This is a genomic window from Albidovulum sediminicola (assembly GCF_025751575.1).
Lineage (GTDB): Bacteria > Pseudomonadota > Alphaproteobacteria > Rhodobacterales > Rhodobacteraceae > Albidovulum > Albidovulum sediminicola.
The window spans coordinates 1-24,811 of the sequence record NZ_JAOWLA010000021.1 but is presented as its reverse complement, the minus strand read 5'-3'; the positions used below and the strand labels follow the sequence as shown (position 1 = coordinate 24,811).

Genomic DNA, 24,811 nt, shown 5'->3' with positions numbered 1-24,811 from the left:
CTCTCACAAGGCCAGGGAAGTGATCTCGCGCCGGAACCATTCCAGCTCGATCTTGTCGGCGTCGCGCCCGAAATTTCGCGCCGCCATGTGCCCGGCGTAAACCGCATCGGCGATAAGCCCCGGCCCCGCCGCATCGCCGATCAGTTCGAGTGTCTCCAGGCCCTGGGCCTTGAGCGCCTCGTGGAGCGCGACGTTGCGCTGGCGCTCGGTCACCAGCACGGCCGCGTCGCAGGCGTGTTCTTCTTCACGCCCGGAATAGACGCATGCCAGCCGCAGCGCGTCCTCCTCAAGCCCGGCCAGCTGCCGGTTGCAGCGGATATCGACCCCGAGGTCGATCAGCCGGGCCTGCACCCGCGCCTGTTCGAGCGTCAGCTGCGTGAAGGGGGAGACCACGCTGGCCGGGGTCACGAAGGTCACCGCGCATCCCGAAAGCGCCAGGGCCTCCGCCAATACGCCCGCTAGGTAGATCTGGTCATCGTCATAAACCGCGACACGCCCCTGCGGCAGACGCCCGTCCATGATGTCATCGGGTGTGAACACCCGCGCACGCGCAGAAATCGCAGGCGGCTTGCGCCGTGTCGTCCGGCCCACGCCATCCGACCGCCAGCGCGCCCCGGAGGCCACGAAGACGTGGGAAATCCCCAGCTCGGCCACGCTCTGCGCCGTCATCGGGCTCTGCATGAACATCTGCACATTGCCCATCTGCCGCAGGTGATGGATCCGGTGGTCTGCGACCCTGCGCCAGGCGCCAAGCCCCGGCAGGCGGCTTTCGCGCAGCACGCGCCCCCCCGGCGCTTCCTCCGCCTCGGCCAGTGTAACGTCATGGCCCCGCCGGGCCAGTTGCAGCGCGGATTCCAGTCCTGCGGGTCCGGCGCCGATCACCAGCACTTCGGACCTGCTCGATGCGGGCGGGATCACCTCCGGGTGCCAGCCGCGCCGCCATTCCTCGCCCATCGTCGGGTTCTGCGTGCAGCGAATCGGCACCCCCTGGGTGTCGGCGCTGACACAGATATTGCAGCCGATGCACTCGCGGATTTCCTCGATCCGGCCTTCCTCGATCTTCTTCGGCAGGAACGGGTCGGCGATCGAGGGCCGCGCCGCGCCGATGAAGTCAAGAACACCCTTCTTCACCAGGGACACCATCATGTCGGGCGAGGTGAACCGCCCAACCCCAACTACCGGCTTTCGCGTCACCTGCTTCACGAAGGAGATGTAGTCGGTCTGGTACCCGTCCTCGGGCCGAAACCGCGTCGTCGCGCTGTCGTTTGGCCAGCCCGCGACGTTCACGTCCCAAAGGTCGGGCAGATCGGCCAGCATCTCGATCACGGCGCGGCCCTCTTCGGCGGCCTGCATGCCGTCCGCGCCAAGCATCTCATCAACCGCGAAGCGCAGCGCCACCGCGCAGCGGTCGCCCACCGCCGCCTTCGTCTCTTCCAGCAGTTCCCGCGTCAGGCGCAGGCGGTTTTCCAGGCTGCCGCCATATTCGTCGGTCCGGTCATTCAAGTGCGGCAGCAGGAACTGATGTGGCAAGGTCATGTAGTGCCCGGCAAAGACATAGACGATGTCGAACCCGGCATCGCGTGCCCGCAACGCCGCCGCCCGGTGCCAGCGGCGCAGATCGCGGATATCGGCCTTGTCCATCGCCCGCGCTTGCCGCGGGATCAGGTTCTCGGCGGCCATGTCCGAGGGCGCCAGGATCGGCGCCCGGCTCATCTGGTTGAGTGCATGGGGGCCGTTATGCGCCAGCTCGATCGCGGCGAGTGCCCCCTTGTCATGCACCGCCTCCGTCATCAATCGCAGCGCCGGGATGTCGCGCGCGTCCCAAAGCCGCCCCTCCGCATAGGGCGACAGGTCCGATGTCGGGTGAATCTCGGTCTCCTGGTTCGAGACCACCGCCCAACCGCCCTCGGCCTTCATCGCGCGCATGGCCGCTTCGGCCTGTGGGCGCGCGTGGCCCAGCCCATTGCAGTGGGGCACCTGATAGAACCGGTTGCGCGCCGTCACCGGCCCGATCCTCACCGGTTCGAAAAGCAAAGAATACCTGCCCGCCTCGACCATGCGTGCGCCTTTGTGACTTCAGGGGGATATTGATGGGCCGCGCCCGGGGCGCGGCCCGTGGTCCGGTCAGAAACCGGCCTTGATGCGTTCGAATTCCTTCAGCATCTTGGCTTCCAGCGGCGGATCGACGGCGTCGAAGAACAGCGAGCCTTCGAAGAAGCTCTTGGGATCATCGAAGCCGTATTGCTTGATCAGGTCCTGGTCCGCGATCTTGAACGCTTCGGCGTTGGCATGCGGATAGCCCCAGCTTTCGATGATGTACTTGCCGCTGTCGGGCTGGGAGAGCGCGTTCAGGAGGTCATAGACCTGTTCATCCGACGCGGTCGAGCTTTTCAACCGCACGTAGCCGCAGACCCAGGTGGCGATGCCCTTGTCGATATCGCGCATCATCTTGGCGGGCGTGTCGTTCCAGATCAGGTTCAACTCGGACTGGTTCCAGGCCCAGCCCATCTCCAGCTCGCCCGACGCCATGGCCTGATCCAGCTGCCCGGCATCCGACCAGTAGAAGCGCACGTTCGGATGCACCTGGCGCAGGTAATCCGAGGCGGCCTGGAACTGTTCGTCGCTGAGATGGGTGTAATCGGCAGCGTTTCCGGTGGCGAGCGAGGCCAGCGCATAGGCCGAGGAGGCCGCATCGGGGATTGCCACCTTGCCCTCGAAGCGCGGGTCGGCCAGCAGTTGCAACGTGATCTCGTCGTCGCCGATCTTGTCGGTGCGGTAGATCAACCCGGTGTTGCCCCATTCGAACGGCATCATCCAGAGCTGACCGTCGATCTGGATGCCATCGACCTCCTTGATCTCGGGCAACATCGCATCCCAGTTCGTCAGCTTCGCGGGGTCGAGCGGCACCAGCAGGTCCGCGGCAACCCATTTGCGCACCGCGTCCGAGCAGGGATGCGCCAGATCGGCGGTGAAGCCCGATTGCAGCTTGGTATAGGCCTCCTCCTGGCTGCCGAAGAAGGTATAGGACGGCGCCTCGCTGTATTTCGACATGTAGTCGGCAAAGAACCCCTGGTCCTCATAGCCCGACCAGTCGAAGACCTGGAGGTCTGCCCCCCCGGCCAGCGCCGCCCCTGCTGCAAGTGTCGCCGCAAGCGTCGCGGCACCCAGTTTGTATCGTTTCATATCGCTTCTCCCTCGTCAGATTTCAGTGTCTTCGCTTCCCAGATCGATCACCGAGGCGCCCTGCACCCCCAGCCAGACCTTATCGCCGCGCGCGTAATCGACGGTGTGGAAATAGTTCGGCACCGACACCGCCATCGGCCGGTCCACACCCGGCACCCGGACGTGGTAATGAACATTTTCCCCGTAAAAGGCGACGTCGCCGACCTGGCCTTCGACGGTGGCGTCGTAGCCCTCGGGCGCGGCCCGCCCGATCGCCAGCTGCTCTGGCCGGATGCCGGTCAGAATGTGGTTGCCGTAGCCAACTGCATTGGGGTTGCGCGCGATTTTCAGCGGCGCGAAACAGGGTGTCTTGACCGTCAAGGTTCCGGCATCCTCCCCGATCACCTCGGCGGCCAGGAAATTCATCTCTCCGATGAAGGAGGCGACCTCGCGGTTGCGCGGCCGGGCGTAAAGCACCGCCGGCGCATCGACCTGCACCAGCCGCCCTTTGAACATGACCCCGATCCGGTCCGACATCGTCATCGCTTCGTACTGGTCATGCGTCACCATCACGAAGGTGATGCCCAGACTGCGCTGCAGGTGCCGCATCTCGAACTGCATCTGTTCGCGCAGCTTCTTGTCCAGCGCCGAGAGCGGCTCATCCAGCAACAGAACCTTCGGGCGCATCACCAGCGCCCGCGCCAAAGCCACGCGTTGGCGCTGACCGCCCGACAGTTCGGTCGCGCGGCGCTTCTGAAGCCCGCCCAGTTCGACCATCGCCAGCGCCTCGGACACGCGGGCGTCGATCTCGGCCCGGGCGATACCGCGATGGCGCAGCCCGTAGCTGACGTTGTCGCCCACGTTCAGATGCGGAAAGATCGCGTAGGACTGGAACACCATGTTGGTCGGCCGCCGGTTCGCCGGCACGTCCTCCATGTTCTGGCCGTCGATCAGGATGCGGCCGCGGGTCGGGTCCTGAAACCCGGCGATCATCCTCAGCGCCGTCGTCTTGCCGCAGCCTGACGGCCCCAGCAGCGAAAAGAACTCACCCTGTTTCAGGTCCAGCGACAGGTTCGAGACGGCGGTGAAGCTCCCGAAACTTTTCTCGACATCGACGAGCTGGATGATGTTCACGTCTGACATTGGGCCTCACATCGTCGATTTCGAAGAGCGGCGCCGGAAGTATTCGGCCACCACCAGAAGCAGGATCGACGCAAGCAGCAGCAGCGATCCCAGCGCCAGCGTATTGGGCAGCTTCGCCGGGAAGCGGATCTGGCTCCAGATATAGACGGGCAGCGTCGGGTCGTTGCCCGAAAGGAAGAACGCCAGCACGAATTCGTCGAAGCTGACCGTAAACGTCACCAGCAGGCTGGACACGATCCCCGGCGCCACGATGGGCAGCGTCACCCGACGGAAGGCCTCCACCGCGCTTGAGCCGAGATCGAACGCCGCCTCTTCGAGCGACACGTCGAAATCGTCGAAGGCCGATTTCATGATCGAAACCGAAAACGGCAGCGCCAGAAAGGTGTGCCCCAGGATCACCGCCGTCAGCGACGGCTTCAGCCCCAGAGAGATGAACAGTACCAGCATCGAGGACGCCACGATGATCCCCGGCACCACCAGCGGCAACATCACCAGCCCTTCCGAGGCTTCCTTGCCGCGAAACCGGTAGCGCACATAGGCGCGTGCCGCGAAAAGCCCCATCGAGGTTGCCAGCATCGCCGAGATCAGCCCCACGATCAGGCTGTTCCCAAGCGCGCTCAGCAGCGTCTCCTGCGCGCCAAGCTGGCGGTACCAGTCGAGCGTCCAGCCCTTGATCGGGAAGGCCACGATTGTGCCGTCGTTGAACGAAAAGAGCGGCAGGACCAGCACCGGCAGGTACAGGAATGCCAGATAGAGCATGGCATAGATCGTCAACCCGCTTGGCCGCGTCATCTGATCCGCCTCCCCAACCCGGTGGCGGAGAGCACGAAGACGATGGCCGCGAACCCGACGGCGAGCATGGCCAGCAACGAAAGCGTCGCCCCCAGCGGCCAGTTGTTGGCGGCCCCGAACTGCACCTGGATCAGGTTGGCAATCATCTTCCCGTCGGACCCGCCCACCAGCGATGGCGTCACATAGTCCCCCACGGTCGGAATGAAGATGATCAGGCAGGCCGCGACGATCCCCGGCACCGTCAGCGGCAGGGTCACGCGCAGGAACCGCTCAAGCCCGCCGTTGCCGAGATCGGTCGCGGCCTCCAGAAGCTGTGGGTCGATCTTCTGAAGCGAAACATAGATCGGCAGGATCGCGAAGGGCGCCCAGGCATGCGCCAGCGTCAGCACCACCGCGAACTCGTTGTAAAGCAGGAAGGTCAGCGGTTCCTGGATCACCCCCACCGCCAGCAGCGCGGAGTTCATGACCCCGTTGAACCCCAGGATCAGTTTCCACGCGAAGACGCGCAGAAGATAGCTCGACCAGAAGGGGATGGTGATCAGCAAAAGCCACAGCGTCTTGCGCTGCGCCTTCATCGCGATGAAGTAGGCGATGGGATAGGCCAAGGCCACCGTCGCGACCGTCACCGCCGCCGCGATCAGGATCGAGCGGAGCATCAGGAGCCGGACCAACGGGTCGGTCAGCGCCTCGCGGTAGTTGGCCAGCGTCAGCGTCTTGTCGATGGTGACATAGCTCTGCGTCCACATCGAATAGGTGACGAGGATGACCAGAGGCGCCGCGACAAGGAAACCCACATAAAGCGTCGCGGGCGCGCTCAGCGCCACGCCTTTTGCGGTCTCGCTTCGCAAGCGGATCAATGCCCCTCCCTGCCGCGTCTCTTTGCGGTTCGTTTAATGGACGATCGTCCATTTAGCATTGTTCGAGCGCGCCTCGCGTGTCAATATCTGCTTTACAGCCACGCCAACGCCAATCTGCGCAGAAAGCTCAACGCATTGACGCCCAAAGGTGAAAATGATCCCGGCAGCCGGCCCGCCGCCTCCGCGACCCGCGACGCCGAGCGCAGCAGGAAGGCGCTGATCGACGCCACGCTCGATTCGATTGCCGAGGATGGCATTGCCGAAACGACCGTCAGCCGGATCATCGAGCGCGCCGGCGTGTCGCGCGGGATGATCCACCTGCATTTCGGCGGCAAGGACAATCTGCTGACGGCGGCTGCGGCGGCCTTTTCGGATGTCTACTATGCCGAGATGGAACGCCAGATCGCCACGGCGGCAGGCGATCCGCGCGCCACCATCCTAGCCGTCATCCGTGCCGACCTTTCAGAACAGATCCTGACCACCCGATCCTCGGCGATCTGGCACGCCCTGCGCGGCGAGGCGCGCACAAACGCCGCCATCGCGGGCTATTCCAACACGCGCGACGCGCGCCTGCGCGCGCTCATCTTCAACGCTTTCAGCGCGTTGCTCATGACCGGCGGCCACAGAAGTGAAAGCACGATGGTCGCCAACGAAATCACGCTCGGCACCTTGGCGCTGCTGGAGGGCATGTGGATCGACTACATGGCCCATCCCAACGCCTTTTCCCGCGAAACCGCGGTCCGCATCGTCTGCCGCTTCCTGGCCGCGCTCTTTCCCGACCACTTCGCGGCCTGATCCGCGCCCTGCCCCTCAGATCTGCCTTTCCGGCATCCGTACGACAAGGCCATCAAGGGCTTCCGTCACCGTGATCTGGCAGGTGAGCCGGGACCGCTCCGGATCGGGCTCATGGGCGAAGTCGAGCATGTCCTCCTCCAGCATCGCCTTGGCGGGCAGCCGGTCCAACCAGGCGCCATCGACGTAGACATGGCAGGTGGAACAGGCGCAGGCACCGCCGCAATCGGCCTCGATCCCCGGAATGCCGTTGTCGCGCGCGCCTTCCATGACCGTCTGGCCGGTTGCAACCTCCACGACATGGGATTTGCCGCAGTGCTCGATATAGGTGATTTTCGCCATCGTTAGTCTCAGCCTTTGTCGGTGTGGTCAGGGAGAGCGGCGGCCCGAGCGGACCGAGCCGACGCGGTTCCGAATTGCCCCGGCGCTGTCAGTCACCCGCGTAACGGATGCCGGAGCCTTCATTTCATCGATCTCATCGCATCCGGGGTTCACGCCCCCTTCAGGCGATCGCCTCGGCGGCCCGGGCGATGGCGGCCTCGGTCAGGACGAAGTCGGCTTCAGTAAGGGCGAGGCTCGGATAGACCTTGCCGGGCGACTTGAAGACGCCATTCTCTCGCAGGACCGCGTTGAACTTCGCGTTCTTGCCCGCGTCCGCGGCCTGAACGTCGCGGTAGTTGCGCACCTCCCGCTCGGTGAAGACGACGTCGAAAAGCGTCGGGTGCCCGATGATGCGGTGCGCCACGCCTGCCGCCGAAAGATGCCCTTCAAACATCGCCATCAGCCGCGCGCCATTGGCGTTGAGCCGGTCATAGGCGCCATCGCGGCGCAGCACCTCCATCGTCTTGAGGCCCGCCACGGCGGCGACCGGGTTGCCCGACAGCGTGCCGAGCATCATCAGCCAGCGGTCGGCGCCGACGATGGCCTTGTCGAAATGGTCCAGGATGGCCTTGCGGCCCGCGACCGCCGCCAGCGGAAAGCCACCGCCGATGATCTTGCCCAACGTGCAAAGGTCGGGCGTCACGCCATAAGCCTCCTGCGCGCCGCCATAGGCGAAGCGGAAGCCGGTCACGACCTCATCGAAGATCAGCACGATGCCGTAACGGTCGCAAAGATCGCGCACCGCCTGAAGGAAGCCCGGCGCCGGCGGGATGATGCGCTGCAGGGGCTCCACGATGATCCCGGCGATCTGGTCGCCATGTTCCCGCAGCAGGTCTTCGAGGTAGTCCGGGTCGTTGAAAGGGGCGATCAGCATCTCGGCGCGCACGGCCTCGGGGATGCCGGCGCTGTCGGGCACGGCTTGCGGGAAGTTCACCAGCCGCGTCGGCGCAAGGCTCATCTGCGCCTCGGCGGACATGCCGTGATAGCCGCCCTCGAACTTCAGGATCTTGTCGCGGCCGGTGAAGGCGCGGGCCAGGCGCATCGCGTACATGTCGGCCTCGCCGCCCGAGGTCAGGAAGCGCAATTGCTCGGCGCAGGGAACGGCGCGGCAGATCTCCTCGGCCAGTTCGATGCCGGGGGCGTTGTTGGCGAAGAAGGTCATGCCCTTCGGCAGTTGTTCGGCCACCGCGTCAAGGACCTCCGGATGGCCATGGCCCAGCAGCATCGGCCCCGAGCCGATCAGGTAATCGACATATTCGCGCCCATCCTCGTCCCACACGCGCGAGCCCTTGCCCGCGCGGATGAAGACCGAGGGGTCGAAGTTCCCGAAACCGCCTGCGGGAAGGACGGCGCGGGCCCGTTCGGCGAGCGCCTGCATCGGGGTCTTGTCGAGCATCTTGGTCTCCTAGTCGATGATGGCGATGGGTTGGCCGAGGGTCGCCGGATCGGGCGTCACGCCCAGCCCCGGCCCCTCGGGCGGTGCGATGCGGCCCGCCTTGCGCGCGGGCGCACCCGGGTCAAGACGGGGCGCGACATAGCCCGAAAGGTCACAGGTGTTCAGGAGCATCCGCTCCGGCGTGGCGGCCGCCAGATGCAAGAGCGCGGCGGTCGTCACGTCCGATCCCCAGGTGTCCTCGACGCACATCTTCGCGCCGAGGTGAAGGCACAGGTCGCGCGCCCGCCGCATCGGCGACAGCCCGCCGAACTTCGACAGTTTCAGCGCGACCGCGTCCATGCAGCCAAGCTCATAGGCCCTCAGGAGCGAGGCCGTGTCATGCCCGTTTTCATCGATCTTCATCGGCAGGCCGGTGGCGGCGCGGACGGCGGCGCATTCCTCCAGCGTCGCGCAGGGCTGTTCCAGCATGATATCGCGCCCGGCGAGGGCCTTGCCCACCCGCGTCGCGTCCAGCCGCGTCGCGCCACAGTTCCAGTCGCCGTAGACCAACGGGCCCTCGCCCACCGCCTCCCGCACCAGACGCAGGCGCGCCACGTCCGCCTGCCAGTCGTTATCCGCCCCCAGCTTGACCTGGAACTGCGCGATCCCCTCGGCCTGAGCCTCGCGCGCGATGCGCGCCATCTCTTCGGGGGCGATGCAGGTGATCGAGTGGTAAAGCGGCATGTCCGCCATCTGCCGCCCGCCCAGCAGCGCGTGAAGCGGCAGGCCCGCGACCTGTCCGGTGATGTCCCAAAGCGCGAGGTCAAGCGCCGACTTGGCGTAGGGGTGGCCCTGAAGCCAGGCATCGGCACGGCTCATCAGAACCTCCGGTCCGACGGGATCGGCGCCGATCAGGACCGGCGCTAGGTATTCCATCGCCGGGCGCACGCCTTCGGGATAGGCGGGCAGGTAATGCGGGATCGGGCAGACCTCCCCCCAGCCAGAAATGCCGGCATCGGTGTCAATCCGCAAGAGGACCGACGTCACCGTATCGCAGGTCTTGCCGCCCGCCATGTGATAGGCGACATGGCTCGTCAGCGGCACTTCCCAGAGCGTGAGACGGGTGATCTTCATGCTTCGACCTCATAGACCGCGACCGGATCGCCAAGCCGGGCGACCTCGGGGATGACGCCGAGCCCCGGCGCCGAGGGGGGCGTCGCGAAGCCGCCATTGTTGCGCGCGCCTTGCCCAGGCACGGGGTCAACGGCCAGATGGTAGTGGCAGAGCCAACTGGCCAGCCGGTTGGCCGTCGGCGTGGCGGAGGCCAGGTGGATCGCGGCTGTATCGGCAAGCGCGGAGCCGCCCAGATCCTCGATATGCATCTGCCAGCCGACCGAGACGCCGAAGTCGCGGATCTGCAGCGCCCTGGTCAAGCCGCCCACGCGGTTCGGCTTGACCTTGACGCCTTCGCAGGCGCCAAGGCGCCAGGCGTCCAGATGGTCCTGGAAGCTGTGCAGGCACTCGTCGAGCATGATCGGGTTCCGGACGCGGCGCGCCACATGCGCGCATTGGTCCAGCGTTTCGCAGGGCTGTTCCACCCAGTCGCGCGCGGCCACCGAGTTCAGAACCTGCACCGCAACGCCCGGCGTCCAGGCGCGGTTGATGTCGTAGGTGACCTTTTCGTCGGCGGGCAGGGCCGCGCTGATCGCCTCGATCCGGGCGATGTCGGCCGCGATATCGTGCCCGCCAAGCTTGGCGGAATGGGTGCGGTACCCCTTTGCACTCGCCTCGCGGATCAGGGCGATCATCTCCTCCGGCGTGCCGGTCGAGATCGAGGAATTCACCGCGACCGGCACCGCCTCGGTTCCCCCGAAAAGCTGCCAGAGCGGCAGTCCGGCGCTTTGCCCCAGAATGTCCCAGGCCGCCATGTCGATCGCCGACTTGACGTAGAGGTGACCGGGCAACTGAACGTCCATCGCGTCGTTGAGCGCGCGCAGCGACCTCGGATCGCGGCCGAGGACCGCCGGGGCAAGCGTCGCGATCCCGGCGCGGATGCCGGTCCCGTGGGCTGGCAGGTAGGTCGTCCCCCAGGGGCAGCCCTCGCCCCAGCCGCTGATGCCCGCGTCGGTGTCGAGCCGAACGAAGGTACTGTCGAGCCGCTCGAACTTCAGCCGCCCGCCCGAAAGCCAGTAGGGCTTCGACAGCGGCAGGTCGATCGCCCAGACCGTGATGCGCGTGATCTTCATCTCATGCCCCGTAGACGGCGACCGGGTCGCCAAGGCTTTCGAAATCCGCCGACACGCCAAGCCCCGGCGTGTCTGTCGCGTAAAGCTTGCCGTCCTTCGCGACCGGCCCGCCGATGCCGGTGGACCGGGTGTTGTAGTTCATCAGGTCGGTCGTGTTCTGCAGGTATTCCGGCGGGGTCGAGGCCGCGAAATGCGCGACGACGGCACTCGTGATCTCGCCCCCCCAGGTGTCCTCGCTGACCACCGGGATGCGGTTTTCAACCAGGTAGTCGCGGACCCGCCGTGCCTTGGTGAGCCCGCCGAGGTTGGAGATCTTGAGGCAGCAGATCTCGGCGCCGCGATCCGCGACGATGCGCTGCGCGGCGTGGATGCCAGTCACGCATTCGTCGAGCTTCATCGGCTGCTCGGCGACGCGGCGGACCTGCTGGCATTCCTCGTAACTGCGGCAGGGCTGTTCGAGGATGAAATCGAGATCGCGCGTCGCGCGCGCAACCCGGATCGCGTTGTCGACCCGCCAGCCCTGATTGGCGTCGGCCATGGCCTTCTCGCCGGGTTTCAGTAGCGGAACGGTGTCGCGGATGCGGTCGATATCCGCCGCCCAGTCGCCGCCGACCTTGATCTGGAACTGCCGGTAGCCGTCGGCGCGGTAGCGCTCCATCTCGGCCAGGGTCTCCTCCGTCGCCTTCTGTGGTGCGACCCGGTACATCGGCGCGCCATCGGTCAGCTTGCCGCCCAGAAGCATCCAGACCGGGGCCGAAAGCGCCTGGCCCAGAATGTCCCAGCAGGCCGCGTCGAAGGGGGCCTTGGCATAGCCATGTCCCTGCACCGCGTGGTCCAGGATCTGCTCGATCCGCGCGACCTGGCGCGGGTCCTCGCCCAGGAGCCGGGGCGCGACCAGGCGCGCCAGCGCCTCCACGCCTTCGGAATGGGCCACCATGTAGTTTTCGCCGCAGGGGCTGAACTCCCCGCAGCCCTGCAGGCCCGCGTCGGTGTCGATCACCACGACCGAGGCCTGCGAGACCGTGATCGCATTACCCGCCCCCCAGGCGTAAGCACCGCCCACATAGGGAAGGCCGGTCTTGAAGATCCGGATGCGGGTAATCTTCACGGTGTCACCACGATGTTGCCGACATGGTTCTTGGCGAGGAAGGCGCGCTGCGCGTCGTGCAGGTCCCGCAGCGGGTAGGTCGCGGCAAGCTGCGGCTTGATCTGGCCGCGCTCGATCAGCTTGACGAGCCGCGCCATCGTCCCCGGCGGCGTGATCGTCGCGCCACAAAGTTTCAGGTCGCGGTAGATCAGCCGGCGCAGGTCGAACTCCACCATCGGTCCCGAGATCGCCCCGCAGGAAGCGTAGCGCCCCCCCGGCCGAAGCGCGCTGACGACCGGCATGAACATCGGGCCGCCGACCACGTCCAGAACGACCTCGACCGGGCCGCCCGCGGTTTCGCGGATCGCGGCTTCCAGATCCGGCACGGCGCGGTCGATCACCAGGTCGCAGCCCGCCGCCCGCAGCTGGTCGTGTTTGGCGGCCGAGGCGATGCCGATGACCCGCGCGCCGCGCAGCTTGCACAGTTGCAGCGCCGTGCTGCCCACACCGCCGGAGGCGCCCGAGATGACCACCGTCTCGCCCGGTCGCGGCTCGCTGCGCAGAACCAGCGTTTCCGCCGTCGTCAGCGCGCAGGGGAAGGTCGCGATTTCGGCATCGCTCAGGTCGCACTCGATCCGGTGCGCGTTGCTGGCGCGGATCGTCGTGTATTCGGCGAAGCCGCCGTCGCATTCGGAACCGTAGTAAGGGGCGTTGCCGGGCTCCATCCAGTCCCCCGGCCCGAGCAGCCAGGGATCGACGATCACCCGTTCGCCCACCCGCGCAGGGTCCACGCCCGGCCCCACGGCCTCGATGCGCCCTACCGTGTCCGCACCCTGAATGCGCGGGAACGTCAGGGGTTGCCCGCCCCAGGTCCCGTCCGAGGCGTCCTGCACATCAAACCCCGAGGTGCCGCCCTTTTCTGAGATCCCCTCCCGCACCTCGGTCGCATACCAGGCGGTGCGGGTGTTGATATCGGTGTTGTTGAGCCCACAGGCCCCGACGCGGATCAGCACCTCGCCGGCGGCGGGGACGGGTTTCGGCCAGTCCTCGCGCCAGACAAGTTGGTCGAAGTCGCCATGGCCCATAAGGACCATCGCCTTCATCGTGCTCATGCCTGTGCCACCTCGCGCGCATCGGTGCGCGGCTTGAGGCTATCGGGATCGTAGGCGGGTTCGGCCAGGACCCTCGCCGCGCGCGGCACCCCCATGATGACGACCTCCAGCGCGGTGCCCGGCAGGGCGTGTTCAGGCTTCACATAGGCGAAGGCCAGAAGCTTTCCGACGCCATGCCCGAAGGCGATCGAGCTGACGGTGCCGATCTGTTTTCCGCCCGCAAGCACCGCCTCGCCGCCGTTGCCGTCGGATTTGCCGTCATCGGCGACCTCCAGGTAGACGCAGACGAAGCGCAGGGGTTTGGCCGCCGTCGCCTCGGTCGCCGCCCGGCCACGAAAGCCCTTGTCCATCCGGACGAAGCGCATGACATCGGCCTCAGGCAGCGTGACCTCGTTCGTCAGTTCGCCCGCACCCTTGAAGGCCTTTTCCATCCGCATCGCGTTCATCGCGAAGGAGCCGTAGTTGACCAGGCCATGGGGCTTGCCCGCCGCCTTGACGGCGCGGAAAGCGGCCAGGATGGCATCGCGGGGGCCGTGGAACTCCCATCCCAACTCGCCGGCATAGGACATGCGGAAGGCCCAAAGCTTCTGGCCACCGACGGCGATCTCCTGCGCGGTCATCCATTTGAAGGTCGCGTTGGACAGCTCGGCAGTCGTCGTCGCGGCCAGGATGTCGCGCGCCTTGGGGCCGTTCAGTGCGAAGGCGCCCCAGTCGGACGACCGGTTGGTGATCGCCACATCCTCCCCCTTCAGCGCGAAGGTGAGGTTATCGACCAGCCGCTGTTCGAAGAAGGCCGCGCAGACGAGGTAGAAGCGGTCGTCGGCAAGGCCGACAACCGTGGTTTCCAGCTCGATCCGACCGGCTTCGTTGAGGATATGGGTCAGCGCGATACGGCCCGGCGCGGGCAACCGGTTCGCGACCAGCCCGTCCAGGAAGGCGCGCGCCTGCGGGCCCGAAACCTCGACCTTGGTGAAGGCCGAGATATCCATGATCCCGGCACGCTCGCGCACCCCGCGCACCTCGGCGCCGACGATGTCGTGAAGCCCCGTGCGGCGGAAGCCGTAGATGTCCTGCGCCGCCATCCCTTCCGGCGCGAACCAGCGCGGGCGCTCGTGGCCGTAGACCTCTTCGAAGACCGCGCCATCGGCCTTGCACTCCTCATAAAGCGCGGAGGGTTTGACCGGCCGGCCTTCGAGGCGGTTGAAATGCGGGAACGGGATCTCGTGACGCAGCAGGTAGTCCTCCTTCGCCTTGGTGATCTGGTATTTCTGGTCTGCATAGGGGCCGAAGCGGCGCGGATCGAATTCGCGCATGTTGATTTCCGGCGTGCCGGAGATGATCCAGCGCGCCAGTTCCCGCGTCAGGCCCGGGCCCCAGCCGATCCCGATCTGGGTGCCGCAGCAGCACCAGTAGTTCTTCAGGCCCGGCGCCGGGCCGATCAGCGGGTTGCCGTCGGGCGGATGGCTGATGGCGCCATGAACCTCTCGGGTGATCCCAAGCTCGGCCAGGATCGGCATCCGGTCCATCGCGTTTTCAAGCCACGGCATGATGCGGTCGTAGTCCGGCTCGAAAAGCTCGTTCTCGGCCTCCCAGGGGCAGTGATCCTCCCAGACGGTATTGGGTTTGGCCTTCTCATAGATCCCGATCAGGCCCTTCTTCTGCTCCATCCGGATATAGCCCGAGACCAGCCGGTCATCGCGCACCACCGGCAGTTCCTTGTCGAGGTTCAGGAACTCCGGCACCGTGTCGGTGATGAGATAGTGATGCGTCATCGAGGTCGCAGGCAGGTCGTATCCCGACCAGAGCGCGACCTGCCGCGCATAGGTGCCGCCCGCGTTGACGACATGCTCGCAAGTGATGGCGCCCTGCTCCGTCTCGACCAGCCATTCGCCGTTGGGCTGCTGGGTGACGTTCGTCGCCCGACAGCGCCGAATGATCTTCACGCCCAGTTGCCGCGCGCCCTTGGCGAGCGCGAAGGCCGCCCCCGCCGGGTCCACATGGCCGTCGTCGGGCGTGTGCAGCGCCGCCTTGACGCCGTCGAGGTTGTAGAACGGGTGCAATTCGCGGATGCGCTCGGGCCCTACGATCTCCATCGGGAAGCCGAGCCCCTTGCCGACCGAGATGGTCTGGTGGAGCCAGTCAAGCTCGTCATCCGTATAGGCCAGCCGCAGCGAGCCGCAGCCATGCCAGGTCACGGACTGCCCCGTCTCGGCCTCCAGCACCTTGGAGTAAAGGTCGATGTTGTAGCCCACGCATTTGCCAAGCCCGTAGCTGGAGGTGGAGTGGGTGATCTGGCCTGCGGCATGCCAGGTCGAGCCGGAGGTCAGTTCCGCCTTCTCCAGCAGGACAACGTCGGTCCAGCCTTCATGGGCGAGGTGATAGGCCAGGCCGCAGCCCATGACGCCGCCGCCGATGATCACCACGCGGGCAGTGGAGGGAACCATTGAGCGCTTCCTTTTCGAACAAATGTTTTCTGTGGACAGCGCTACAGAACATCCGTAATTTCGTCAATCATGAATCAAACAAATGAACCAACGCCCGCGACATCCCACGAAATCCTGGAAAGGATTCAAGTGGCGCGCGCGGATCTTACCCCGGAACTGGCGAAACTCGCAGGTTTCCTGTTGGACAATCCCAATGAGATCGGGGTCTGCTCGATCCGGCAGCTCGCGGCCAAGGCGGACGTGAAACCGAACACCTTGGTACGTTTGTCCCGAGCCATCGGGATGGACAGCTACGAATCGTTCCGCGAGATCTTCCGCGATGAGATCCGTCAGGGGCGGGAGACCTACCCGGATCGCGCGCGCTGGCTGCAATCGCTGGCGCAGCGCGACGAGATGGGCGCGCTTTACGCCGCCAGCGCCGAGGCGGCCATCGACAATATCGAGGGCTTCTTCGCCTCGACCGATCACCGCGCGATCGAGCGAGCCGCGCGCGAGATCGTCGCGGCGCGGCGCTGCTACGCGCTTGGTGTCGGGGTGAACAACGCCATCGCACAGAACTTCGCCTACCTGGCCGGCATGGCAATCGACGGCGTGCGGGCCCTTCCCCAGGGCGGGACGCAGCCCGTGGACGGGCTCGCGCGCGCCAATGAGAGCGACATCCTCATCGCGATGACCTTCCGCCCCTATCGCCGCGAGATCGTCGAGGCCGTGGCCATCGCGCGGGCGCAGGGCGTTCGCGTCATCGCGATTTCCGACAGCCTCGCAAGCCCGATCATGCCGGACGCGCAGCACAGGTTCGTCATCCCGACAGACACGCCCCAGTTCTTCATCTCGACCGTCGCGCTGACGGCGTTCTTCGAGGTCCTGATCGCGTTCATCATCGCCGAGGCGGGCGAGGACGTCGTGTCGTCGATCGAAAGCTATCACAGCCAGCGCCACGCGCTCGGCATCTATGTCGAAGAGAAGGACAAACACGAATGAGCGCCCCCGAGGTCCCTGCCCTCATCCATTCGCTAGAAGCGCGCTACTACACCGACCCCGCGATCTTCGGGAAGGAAATGGCGGGCCTGCTCGCCCGCACCTGGCAGTTCGCCGGACATGAAAGCCAGGTCCGCAATCCCGGCGACTACTTCGCCTTCGAGATCGCGGGCGAGAGCCTTTTCTGCATCCGCGGCCGCGACGGCGAACTGCGCACCTTCTACAACGTCTGCCAGCACCGCGCGCACCAGATGGTCGAGGGATCGGGCACGACCCGCGTCGTCGTCTGCCCCTACCACGCCTGGACCTACGAGCTGACGGGCGAACTGCGCGCAGGGCCGAACATCAAGTCGGTTCCCGGCTTCGACCGCTCGAAGATCTGCCTGACCCCGGTCCGCACCGAGCTTTTCCACGGCTTCATCTTCGTCAACCTCGACGACGAGGCGGCGCCCATGGATGAATGGTATCCGGGCGTGCGCGAGGAGCTTGGCGAATACGTCCCGAACATCGCGCAGCTTCAGCCGCTCGAATGGGTGGAGATCCCGGAGAAGTGCAACTGGAAGGTCTCGGTCGAGAACTATTCGGAATGCTATCACTGCGCGATCAACCACCCGACCTTCGCGACCGGGGTGATCCGGCCCGAGACCTACGACATCCAACCGATGACCACCGGCTACGTCCTGCGCCACACGACCGAGTGTCAGGACCTGTCGAAGATGACCTATCCCATCGACACCTCGGTGCCGCACGGGGGCGAATACCGGTCCTTCTTCCTCTGGCCGATGTTCTCGTTCCAGGTCTATCCGGGCAATGTGCTGAACACCTATCACTGGCGGGCGCATGATGTGGACAGCTGCACCGTCTGGCGCGGCTGGTACACGCCGGGCGGGGTGGACAGCGAGGTCATCCGGCGGCTTGCGATCCAGGACCGCGCGACGACGGTCGAGGAGGACATCCGCCTCGTCGAGAGCGTCTCGAAGGGGCTGAAAAGCCGCGGCTACAAGCCGGGGCCGCTGGTTCTTGACCCTGCCTGCGGGCTCAACTCCGAACATTCGATCCAGAAGCTCCAGCAATGGATGCGCGAGGCGGTCGATGCTTGACGTCGCGCCCTACTGGCAGAACTACATCGGCGGCGCCTGGGTCGATGGCGGCGCCGGGCGGATCGGCGTGACCGACCCCGGCACCGGCGCGGCGCTGGCAGAGCAAGCGCTGGCGGACGCCGCCGACGTGGACCGCGCGGTCCGGGCGGCGCGCGCCTGCCACGACAGCGGCGCGCTGTCCGACCTCCGCCCGGTGGAGCGGGGGCGCATGGTGCTGGCGATGGGGCGCTACCTTCTCGACCATATCGAGGAGATCGCGCGGCTCCTGACCCTCGAACAGGGCAAGCCGCTTTGGGAATCGCGGATCGAGGTGCAGGGCGCGGCACGCTACTTCGAATATTACGGCAACCAGGCGGAGACCGTCGAAGGCCGCTCGATCCCGCTCGGCAAGGGCTATTTCGACTTCACCACGCACGAACCCTACGGCGTGTCGGCACAGATCATCCCCTGGAACTATCCCATCGAGATGACGGCGCGCTCGCTGTCGGCGGCGCTGGCCACGGGCAATGCCTGCGTGATCAAGACGCCGGAACTCACCCCGCTCACCAACGCCTTCATCGCCCGCGCGGCGGAGGCCGCGGGCCTTCCTGCCGGTGCGGTCAACGTGATCTGCGGCCTGGGGGGCGAGGCGGGGGCGGCGCTTTCCGCCCACCCGCAGGTCAACCAGATCGTCTTCACGGGCTCGGTCCCGACCGGCATCGCCATCGCCTCGGCGGCGGCCCGCAACGTCGTGCCCTGCGTGCTGGAGCTTGGCGGCAAGTCCGCGGCAATCGTCCATGACGACGCCGACCTCGATGCGTTCATGTCCGACGTCCGCTGGGGCATCTTCTTCAACGCGGGCCAGGTCTGTTCGGCGATGAGCCGGGTGATCGTCTCCGAACGCATCCACGACGAGTTGGTGGAGCGCATCGCGGGCGTGGCGCGCGCGCTCGGGGTCGGCCCCGGCATCGACCAGCCGGAGTTCGGGCCCACGATGGGTGCCATGGTGAGCGAGGGGCAGCGCGACCGGGCCGAAGGCATGGTCCGCGCCGCCGAGGCCGAGGGCGCGGCGGTTGTCACGGGCGGGCGCAAGCTCAACCGCCCTGGCGCGTTCCTGGAGCCGACGGTGCTGAAGGTCACGCCCGACATGGCCATCGCGCGGGACGAGGTCTTCGGGCCGGTCCTGTCAGTCCTGAAATTCCGCTCCGACGACGAGGCGATCGCCATCGCCAATGCGACGGACTACGGCCTTGTCAGCGGCGTCTTCACCCGCGACCTCGACCGCGCCACCACCGCGGCGCGCCGCCTTCGCGCGGGCCAGGTCTTCGTCAACGAATGGTATGCCGGCGGCGTCGAGACGCCCTTCGGCGGCTACGGAAAATCCGGTTACGGACGCGAAAAGGGGCGCGAGGCGCTCTGGAATTACGTCCAGACCAAGAACATCGCGATCAGACTGGGAGGCGCGGCATGAGCACGTTTGACGAGGATCTTTTCCTCAAGGGCCTGGCGCAGCGCAAGGCGACCCTGGGCGCGGACTATGTCGAGAAGAACCTCGCGGCCGCCGACGACTTCACCCGCCCCTTCCAGGAAGCGATGACCGCCTGGTGCTGGGGCTTCGGCTGGGGCGACGAGGTGATCCCCCCCAAGACCCGTTCGATGATGAACCTCGCCATGATCGGTGCGCTCGGCAAGATGCATGAATGGGAGGTGCACTGCCGCGGCGCCCTCAACAACGGCGTCTCCCCCGAGGAGATCCGCGCCATCATCCACGTCGTCGGCATCTACTGCGGCGTCCCGCAGGCGCTCGAATGCTTCCGCGTCGCACGAAAGGTCCTGAACGAAAGGACAGGATAAGCCGCCCAACTACCGCGAATACAGCGAGAACCGGGAGTCACCCGGCGGAATCCCTTTGCAAAAACATGGAGGAACTCACGGATGAAAACGATCAAGACACTTGTTCTGGGGACAGCGCTTTCACTTCCCGCAGCCATGGCTTCGGCCTGCGGGTCCGTCAGCATCACCGAGATGAACTGGGCCTCCGCCCAGATCGTCACCGCCATTTCGAAGTTCATCATGGAACAGGGCTACGGCTGCACCGTGACCGTGGTCCCGTCGTCGTCCGTGCCCGCGGTGGCCTCCGTCGCCGAAACGGGCGAGCCCGACATCCTGACCGAACTCTGGGCCACAGCCACGCCCGCCTACGGCGAGCTTGAAGCGGCCGGAAAGATCAAGACGCTGACGCATGTTCTTTCGGATGGCGGGGTCGAGGGCTGGTATGTTCCCGCCTATCTTGTCGAAGCTCATCCCGAGGCCAATACCATGGAGGGCATCCTCGCGAACCCCGCCATCGTCGGCGGCCGCTTCAACAACGCTCCAGACGGCTGGGGCGCCAGGGTCAAGAACGACAACCTGGTGAAGGTGTGGGACTTCGCTGGCCATAGCCTCGAGGTCTTCAACCATGGCTCGGGCGAGACGCTGGCAGCATCGCTTGCCTCGGCCTACGAAGCCAAGGAGCCTTGGCTTGGCTACTACTGGGAGCCGACCTCGCTCCTAGGCAAGTATCCCATGGTTCTGGTCGACATCGGCCCCTATGACCCCGAAGCCATGAGTTGCGTCGCGACAGTGGATTGCGCCAACCCGCAAAAGACGGCCTACGCTCCTGCCGAGGTCGTGACCGGTGTCACGCCGGCATTTGCCGAGCGCGAGCCCGAGATTGTGGCGCTGATGTCGAACCTCAGCTTCACGAACGCACAGATGGGCGCGGTCCTGGCCTGGCAGGAAGACAACAACGCCTCGGCCGACGAGGCCGCCGTCCACTTCCTTACCGAGTACAAGGATGCTTGGGGCGCGTGGCTGAACGACGCCGCGCGGGACAAGCTGGCCGCGCTTCTTCAGTGAGGCCATTGGTGCGGGGGCGGCCTTCGCCCCCGCATTCCATCAACACGGCCCCGGAGCCTTGGCCGACAACCCGGAGAGGGGTGCATGGCAGGATATTCGACACTCTTTGAGGCGCTTGGCCTGACGGACTGGTGTGCCTCGGCAAAGTCGGGCGGCCCGATGTCGATGGCCGAGCTTCTGGCGAAAGCCAGCGGCAAGAGCGGAGAGACGGGCGTGTGGGACATGCCATTCCCCTCGCTCGACGTTCTGCACGAGTCCTGCGGCGCCATTCCCCGATCGCGCGACCTGACCGCAGGCCTGGAAACCTGGTTTCTCAACATCAAGGACCCGATGAAGCTCGTCCTCGATCCGGTCACGCAGCCGCTGAGCTGGGCCATCGATGGCGCGCTGACCGGAATTGTCGCGGTACCGTGGTGGATCGTGATCCCGGTTTTCATGGTCCTCGTCCAGCTCGTCGCACGATCGGCACGGGTCACCGCGCTCGTGGCGCTGTCGCTGCTGGCGCTGTCGCTGATCGATCACTACGTCTACGCCATGCAGACGCTGGCGATCATTCTCGTCTGCGCCTTCATCTGCATCCTGATCGGGATTCCCGTCGGCATCGCCATGTCGCGAAGTGACCGATTGCGGGCGGCGATCCTGCCGCTGCTCGACATGATGCAGACCTTGCCAACCTTCGTCTATCTGATCCCGCTCATCTTCCTCTTTTCCGTGACCGAGTCGAAGCTCTACGGGATCGCGATCATCGTCTACGCGGTGGTGCCAGTCATCCGGTTGACCGATCTGGGCATCCGTCTGGTCGACAAGGACGTGCTGGAGGCCGCCGACGCCTTCGGCATGTCAAAGAACCAGAAGCTGTTCGGTGTGCAGATCCCGCTGGCGCTTCCCAACATCATGGCCGGCGTCAACCAGACCATCATGATGTCGCTTTCGATGGTGGTCATCGCGTCGCTGGTGTCCGCCCCCGGGCTGGGCGCGCTCGTTCTGCGCGGGATCGCCAAGCTGGAACTGGGCGTCGGCATCGTCGCGGGGCTTGGCATCGTGATCCTGGCGATCATCCTCGACCGCGTGACCAAAGCCGCGCTTGTGCGCGTCGACCGCGCGGCGAAGCATTGAGGGATACCGTCTTGAACAACCAGCCCGTGCCGCCGAAACTTTCGATCCGCAATCTCTACAAGATCTTCGGAAGCAACCCGAAGGCCATGCTGCCCAGGATAAAGGCCGGTCTTGGCAAGCAGGAACTTCTTGTCAGGCACCAGCACGTCCTGGGTCTGGAAGACATCAACGTCGAGATCAACGCCGGACAGATCACCGTCATCATGGGCCTGTCCGGCTCAGGCAAATCGACGCTGATACGGCACCTCAACCGCCTGATCGAGCCGACGTCGGGTGAAATCCTGCTGGATGGCGAAGACATCACCAGGCTCTCGCACGACGCGCTCCGGCGGCTACGACAGACGCGGATGTCCATGGTGTTCCAGAAGTTCGCGCTTCTACCCCATCGCACGGTACTGGAAAACACCGCGCTGGCCCCGACGATCCGGGGCGAGCCGGGACCGGGCGTGAAGGAAAACGCCCGCCGCTGGCTCGAAAGGGTCGGCCTGAAAGGGTATGAGGAAAACTACCCCCACCAGCTGTCCGGCGGCATGCAGCAACGCGTGGGCATCGCGCGCGCTCTCTGTTCCGAGGCGGAGATCATGCTGATGGACGAGGCGTTTTCGGCGCTTGACCCAATCATCCGGACCGACATGCAGTCGCTGCTCCTGGAACTTCAGCGCGAGCTTCACAAGACCATCGTCTTCATCACCCATGACCTCGATGAGGCGCTCAGGCTTGCCGATCACCTCGTCGTGCTCAAGGACGGGCGGATCGTTCAGCAGGGCGAACCGCAGTCGATCATCCTCAACCCCGCCGACGAATACATCGAGAACTTCGTGCGCGACATCAACCGGGCGCGGGTCCTGCGGATCCGGTCGGTCATGGCGCCTGCCGACGCCGCTACAGGGCGGGACCGGATCGACGCGGGCGCAACGCTGGAAGACGCGCTGGAACGCGCCAACGGGGCGGCCGACCACATCTTCGACGTCGCTGAAGACGGACGCGTTGTGGGTACGCTCGCGATGACCGAGCTGTTCAAGGCCCTCGTTCCGCGGCACGCCCGTCAACGCGAAGGCTAGGATCGATCGTCCCGCTTTCGCTTTTCGGACGCGTGTTCCTGACCACTTGCACGCCGCCGCGCGCCGTCCCGTTGCTCACGGTTGGCCTCTTCGTCGTTCAACGCCGCAAGCGCTTCCAACCTCAGCCCCACAGAGTCCGGCGCCAGAGATCCCGCATCCCGAAGCCCCGAGTGGCGCGCATGGGCGAAACGTTTCTTGGTGACCTGGTGCGGCTGGGTCTCATCCAGGAAGGCGGTGTCCAGATCCCGGCCCAGCACCAGCGCGCCGTCCCGCACCGCGGCCTCGACCAGTTCCATCCCCGCCCGCGTGCGCAGGAGGATGGAGTTCACACCCGGGTCGCTCTGCGAGGCCACGCGGTCCGGGCTCGCGCCGGGCCAGGTATCGGCCGCCGCGATGTCGGCGCCCTCTCCGATCCCGTCGGGACATATCTTGCATCGGAAGGGCAGCGACCAGCTGCTTTCGTCCTCGCCCCAGAAATCGAGGTAGTGCAGGGACAACTCGCTGCCATCCGTGCGGCCGATCGTCGTCGGCCCCGGGCAGCCTTTCCCGCGATAGCGCAGGCGCGTCACCTCTGACCGGTCGATCCCGCGCGCCTCCAGAACCTCGGTCAGCGACCGGTCGGGCATGTAGCCGCCGCAAACCGGTGCCAACCAGTAGCGGATCAGCCGGTCCACCCTTTCGTCGATATGCGCGAGGTTTCGCAGCGCGTTCAGGTCGCAGGGCTTTGCAATCACCGCAAAGGGGCGGTCCAGCGCCAGAACCGCTTCAAGGTCGATCAGAACCGCAGTCGGCCCGTAGCGGGAGCCGGCGCCTTCCAGCACCTCAGAAGGTGTCCAGCTCAGGACCGCTTCGCCAAAACTCGGCTCCCGCGTCGATGGCTTTACGTGCAGGATGAAATCGACGCGGCCCGACTGAAGCAGATATTGCCCAAGCGCGGTCAGAACCCCGGCGGTAGAGCCTTCGTGACGGACAGTCGGATCGGCGGCCCATCCAAGACAGACCCGATGCATCGGTCCCCAGACCGGATCGATCCGCGGGGCCTGCGACTGCGCATCCGGTGGCAAGCCCTCAACCCGCACCCCCGGGCAGGTCGCATAGATCGCATCGACCAGGCGGTCGGAAAGCGCGCCCTGAACGGTGGGGCGCAGTTCGCCGTCTTCCGACTTCTCCACCCGGATGCGGGCCGTGCCGCCGAGGGACTGGCACAGGCCGCAGCCGATGCACAACCCATCCTCGACAATGCGGAGAAAACGCGCCGTCGGGGTCATGGTCGGCCTCCGCCCCAAGCAACGAAGGCGCCGTTCCGGTAGCCGGGTTTGCGATAGACGAAGGGCGTGCCCTCCGGTGCCAGGGTCATGCCGCCGGCGGCCCTGAGGATCGCATCACCGGCTGCGGTGTCCCATTCCATCGTTGGGCCAAAGCGCGGATAGACATCCGCCTCGCCCGCCGCGACCAGGCAGAATTTCAACGAGGAGCCGATGGAAACCGTGTCGCCGATGCGGTTGACTTTCAGCCAGGCCTCGGTTTCCGCGTCCCGGTGAGAGGCGCTCGCCACAGCGACAAGGGCATCGCCAGACGGCTGCCGGACAGAGAGCGGGCGGACGGTTCCGTCGGCAGAAAGCTCCCGCGCACCTTGCCCGACAATGCCGATGAACAGGCGCCCCAGCGCCGGCGCGAGCACGATGCCCAGGGCAGGTTCCCCTCCTTCGACCAGCGCGATGTTGACTGTAAAGCTTCCCTTGCCATCGCGCTTGAGAAACTCCTTGGTCCCGTCCAGCGGATCGACCAGGAAGAACGGGCCGCCGTGACGGCACCCATGGCTGGCGGCGCTCTCCTCGGAGACGACCGGGATAGCTGGGGCCAGAGCGGAAAGCGCGGGCAGGATGATCGCCTCGGCCCGCCGGTCGGCCTCGGTGACCGGCGAGCCGTCGCCCTTAAGCGTGGTAGCGACGGTTCCGGCGTAAAGATCCATGATGACGCGGCCAGCCTCGCGCGTGACAGGAACAAGGGCTTGCGCGAGTTCGGCGAGGTCCGGGACGGCGGTGCGCATCGTTCTTCCTTCCGATTATCGTCCTAGCCGACATCTCCGCCCAATGCGACGGAAAAGGGGGGGGCGACAGGTCGTTGGGACGCCCGGTCGCTTGCCCGTCATTGTTGGCCAATCAACCCCATGCTTTCGAGTTTGAGCAGGACCTGGTGTGCGCAGTTGTCGACCTCGACGTTTTCGGTTTCGACGCGGAGTTCGGGGTTTGCGGGTTCCTCGTAGGGGTCGGAGATCCCGGTGAACT

Annotated in this window: 23 protein-coding genes; 8 read left to right on the top strand and 15 right to left on the bottom strand. The window is 65.9% G+C overall.

The window, feature by feature from the left end:
• Window positions 1–3: 3 nt before the first annotated feature.
• From OE647_RS17860 to OE647_RS17840, 5 genes are all read right to left on the bottom strand, one after another.
• Window positions 4–2,058, bottom strand: coding sequence for an oxidoreductase (locus OE647_RS17860; protein ID WP_263723123.1), 2,055 nt, complete (start codon window positions 2,056–2,058; stop codon window positions 4–6).
• Between the two features lie 66 nt (window positions 2,059–2,124).
• Complete coding sequence (locus OE647_RS17855) at window positions 2,125–3,183, bottom strand: ABC transporter substrate-binding protein (protein ID WP_263723122.1); 1,059 nt, start codon at window positions 3,181–3,183, stop codon at window positions 2,125–2,127.
• A gap of 15 nt (window positions 3,184–3,198) precedes the next feature.
• Entirely contained in the window at window positions 3,199–4,305 is a 1,107-nt protein-coding gene (locus OE647_RS17850) for an ABC transporter ATP-binding protein (protein WP_263723121.1), read from the bottom strand.
• A 6-nt stretch (window positions 4,306–4,311) separates the two neighbouring features.
• Window positions 4,312–5,097 carry an ABC transporter permease gene (locus OE647_RS17845; RefSeq protein WP_263723120.1) on the bottom strand — a complete coding sequence of 262 codons (786 nt, stop codon included), beginning with the start codon at window positions 5,095–5,097 and terminating at the stop codon, window positions 4,312–4,314.
• Window positions 5,094–5,954 carry an ABC transporter permease gene (locus OE647_RS17840; RefSeq protein WP_263723119.1) on the bottom strand — a complete coding sequence of 287 codons (861 nt, stop codon included), beginning with the start codon at window positions 5,952–5,954 and terminating at the stop codon, window positions 5,094–5,096. Before OE647_RS17840 ends, OE647_RS17845 begins: the two co-directional genes overlap by 4 nt.
• Before the next feature lie 135 nt (window positions 5,955–6,089).
• Between OE647_RS17840 and OE647_RS17835 the strand changes: the two genes are divergently transcribed.
• Entirely contained in the window at window positions 6,090–6,749 is a 660-nt protein-coding gene (locus OE647_RS17835; protein WP_263723118.1) for a TetR family transcriptional regulator C-terminal domain-containing protein, read from the top strand.
• A gap of 15 nt (window positions 6,750–6,764) precedes the next feature.
• Here OE647_RS17835 and OE647_RS17830 read toward each other — a convergent pair whose 3' ends face one another.
• The 7 genes from OE647_RS17830 to OE647_RS17800 form a co-directional block, all read right to left on the bottom strand.
• On the bottom strand, window positions 6,765–7,088 hold the full coding sequence (locus OE647_RS17830) for a 2Fe-2S iron-sulfur cluster-binding protein (RefSeq protein WP_263723117.1): 324 nt from the start codon (window positions 7,086–7,088) through the stop codon (window positions 6,765–6,767).
• Between the two features lie 160 nt (window positions 7,089–7,248).
• The gene (locus OE647_RS17825) at window positions 7,249–8,523 is read right to left on the bottom strand and encodes an aspartate aminotransferase family protein (RefSeq protein ID WP_263723116.1); all 1,275 of its coding nucleotides are present in this window, start codon (window positions 8,521–8,523) and stop codon (window positions 7,249–7,251) included.
• Between the two features lie 9 nt (window positions 8,524–8,532).
• On the bottom strand, window positions 8,533–9,636 hold the full coding sequence (locus OE647_RS17820; protein WP_263723115.1) for a mandelate racemase/muconate lactonizing enzyme family protein: 1,104 nt from the start codon (window positions 9,634–9,636) through the stop codon (window positions 8,533–8,535).
• A complete protein-coding gene (locus OE647_RS17815; protein WP_263723114.1) occupies window positions 9,633–10,748 on the bottom strand; it encodes a mandelate racemase/muconate lactonizing enzyme family protein in 1,116 nt (371 codons plus the stop codon). Before OE647_RS17815 ends, OE647_RS17820 begins: the two co-directional genes overlap by 4 nt.
• Before the next feature lies 1 nt (window position 10,749).
• On the bottom strand, window positions 10,750–11,856 hold the full coding sequence (locus OE647_RS17810) for a mandelate racemase/muconate lactonizing enzyme family protein (RefSeq protein WP_263723113.1): 1,107 nt from the start codon (window positions 11,854–11,856) through the stop codon (window positions 10,750–10,752).
• On the bottom strand, window positions 11,853–12,947 hold the full coding sequence (locus tag OE647_RS17805) for an alcohol dehydrogenase family protein (protein WP_263723112.1): 1,095 nt from the start codon (window positions 12,945–12,947) through the stop codon (window positions 11,853–11,855). Before OE647_RS17805 ends, OE647_RS17810 begins: the two co-directional genes overlap by 4 nt.
• Entirely contained in the window at window positions 12,944–15,391 is a 2,448-nt protein-coding gene (locus OE647_RS17800; protein WP_263723111.1) for an FAD-dependent oxidoreductase, read from the bottom strand. Before OE647_RS17800 ends, OE647_RS17805 begins: the two co-directional genes overlap by 4 nt.
• Window positions 15,392–15,460: 69 nt before the next feature.
• On the opposite strand from OE647_RS17800, the gene OE647_RS17795 reads away from it, so the two are divergent.
• The 7 genes from OE647_RS17795 (at window position 15,461) to OE647_RS17765 (ending at window position 22,523) form a co-directional block, all read left to right on the top strand.
• Window positions 15,461–16,372, top strand: a complete 912-nt coding sequence (locus tag OE647_RS17795) for a MurR/RpiR family transcriptional regulator (RefSeq protein ID WP_263723110.1) — start codon at window positions 15,461–15,463, stop codon at window positions 16,370–16,372.
• Window positions 16,369–17,469 (top strand): aromatic ring-hydroxylating oxygenase subunit alpha, encoded by a 1,101-nt coding sequence (locus tag OE647_RS17790; RefSeq protein WP_263723109.1) that lies wholly within the window; start codon window positions 16,369–16,371, stop codon window positions 17,467–17,469. Before OE647_RS17795 ends, OE647_RS17790 begins: the two co-directional genes overlap by 4 nt.
• Window positions 17,462–18,919: an aldehyde dehydrogenase family protein gene (locus tag OE647_RS17785; protein WP_263723108.1), complete on the top strand. Its 1,458-nt coding sequence runs from the start codon at window positions 17,462–17,464 to the stop codon at window positions 18,917–18,919. The genes OE647_RS17790 and OE647_RS17785 overlap by 8 nt, the downstream gene beginning before the upstream one ends.
• Window positions 18,916–19,302 (top strand): carboxymuconolactone decarboxylase family protein, encoded by a 387-nt coding sequence (locus OE647_RS17780; protein ID WP_263723107.1) that lies wholly within the window; start codon window positions 18,916–18,918, stop codon window positions 19,300–19,302. The genes OE647_RS17785 and OE647_RS17780 overlap by 4 nt, the downstream gene beginning before the upstream one ends.
• An 81-nt stretch (window positions 19,303–19,383) precedes the next feature.
• Complete coding sequence (locus OE647_RS17775) at window positions 19,384–20,346, top strand: ABC transporter substrate-binding protein (protein ID WP_263723106.1); 963 nt, start codon at window positions 19,384–19,386, stop codon at window positions 20,344–20,346.
• Window positions 20,347–20,430: 84 nt separating this feature from the next.
• Entirely contained in the window at window positions 20,431–21,462 is a 1,032-nt protein-coding gene (locus OE647_RS17770) for an ABC transporter permease (protein ID WP_263723105.1), read from the top strand.
• 11 nt (window positions 21,463–21,473) lie between these two features.
• Window positions 21,474–22,523, top strand: a complete 1,050-nt coding sequence (locus OE647_RS17765; protein ID WP_263723104.1) for a quaternary amine ABC transporter ATP-binding protein — start codon at window positions 21,474–21,476, stop codon at window positions 22,521–22,523.
• Here the strand turns inward: OE647_RS17765 and OE647_RS17760 are convergent.
• The 3 genes from OE647_RS17760 to OE647_RS17750 form a co-directional block, all read right to left on the bottom strand.
• Window positions 22,520–23,791: a Coenzyme F420 hydrogenase/dehydrogenase, beta subunit C-terminal domain gene (locus tag OE647_RS17760; protein WP_263723103.1), complete on the bottom strand. Its 1,272-nt coding sequence runs from the start codon at window positions 23,789–23,791 to the stop codon at window positions 22,520–22,522. The two genes, OE647_RS17765 and OE647_RS17760, sit on opposite strands and share 4 nt — an antisense overlap.
• The gene (cysQ, locus tag OE647_RS17755) at window positions 23,788–24,573 is read right to left on the bottom strand and encodes a 3'(2'),5'-bisphosphate nucleotidase CysQ (RefSeq protein ID WP_263723102.1); all 786 of its coding nucleotides are present in this window, start codon (window positions 24,571–24,573) and stop codon (window positions 23,788–23,790) included. The genes OE647_RS17760 and cysQ overlap by 4 nt, the downstream gene beginning before the upstream one ends.
• 98 nt (window positions 24,574–24,671) lie before the next feature.
• On the bottom strand, window positions 24,672–24,811 hold a 140-nt coding region (locus OE647_RS17750), incomplete at its 5' end, for an adenylyl-sulfate kinase (protein ID WP_263723144.1).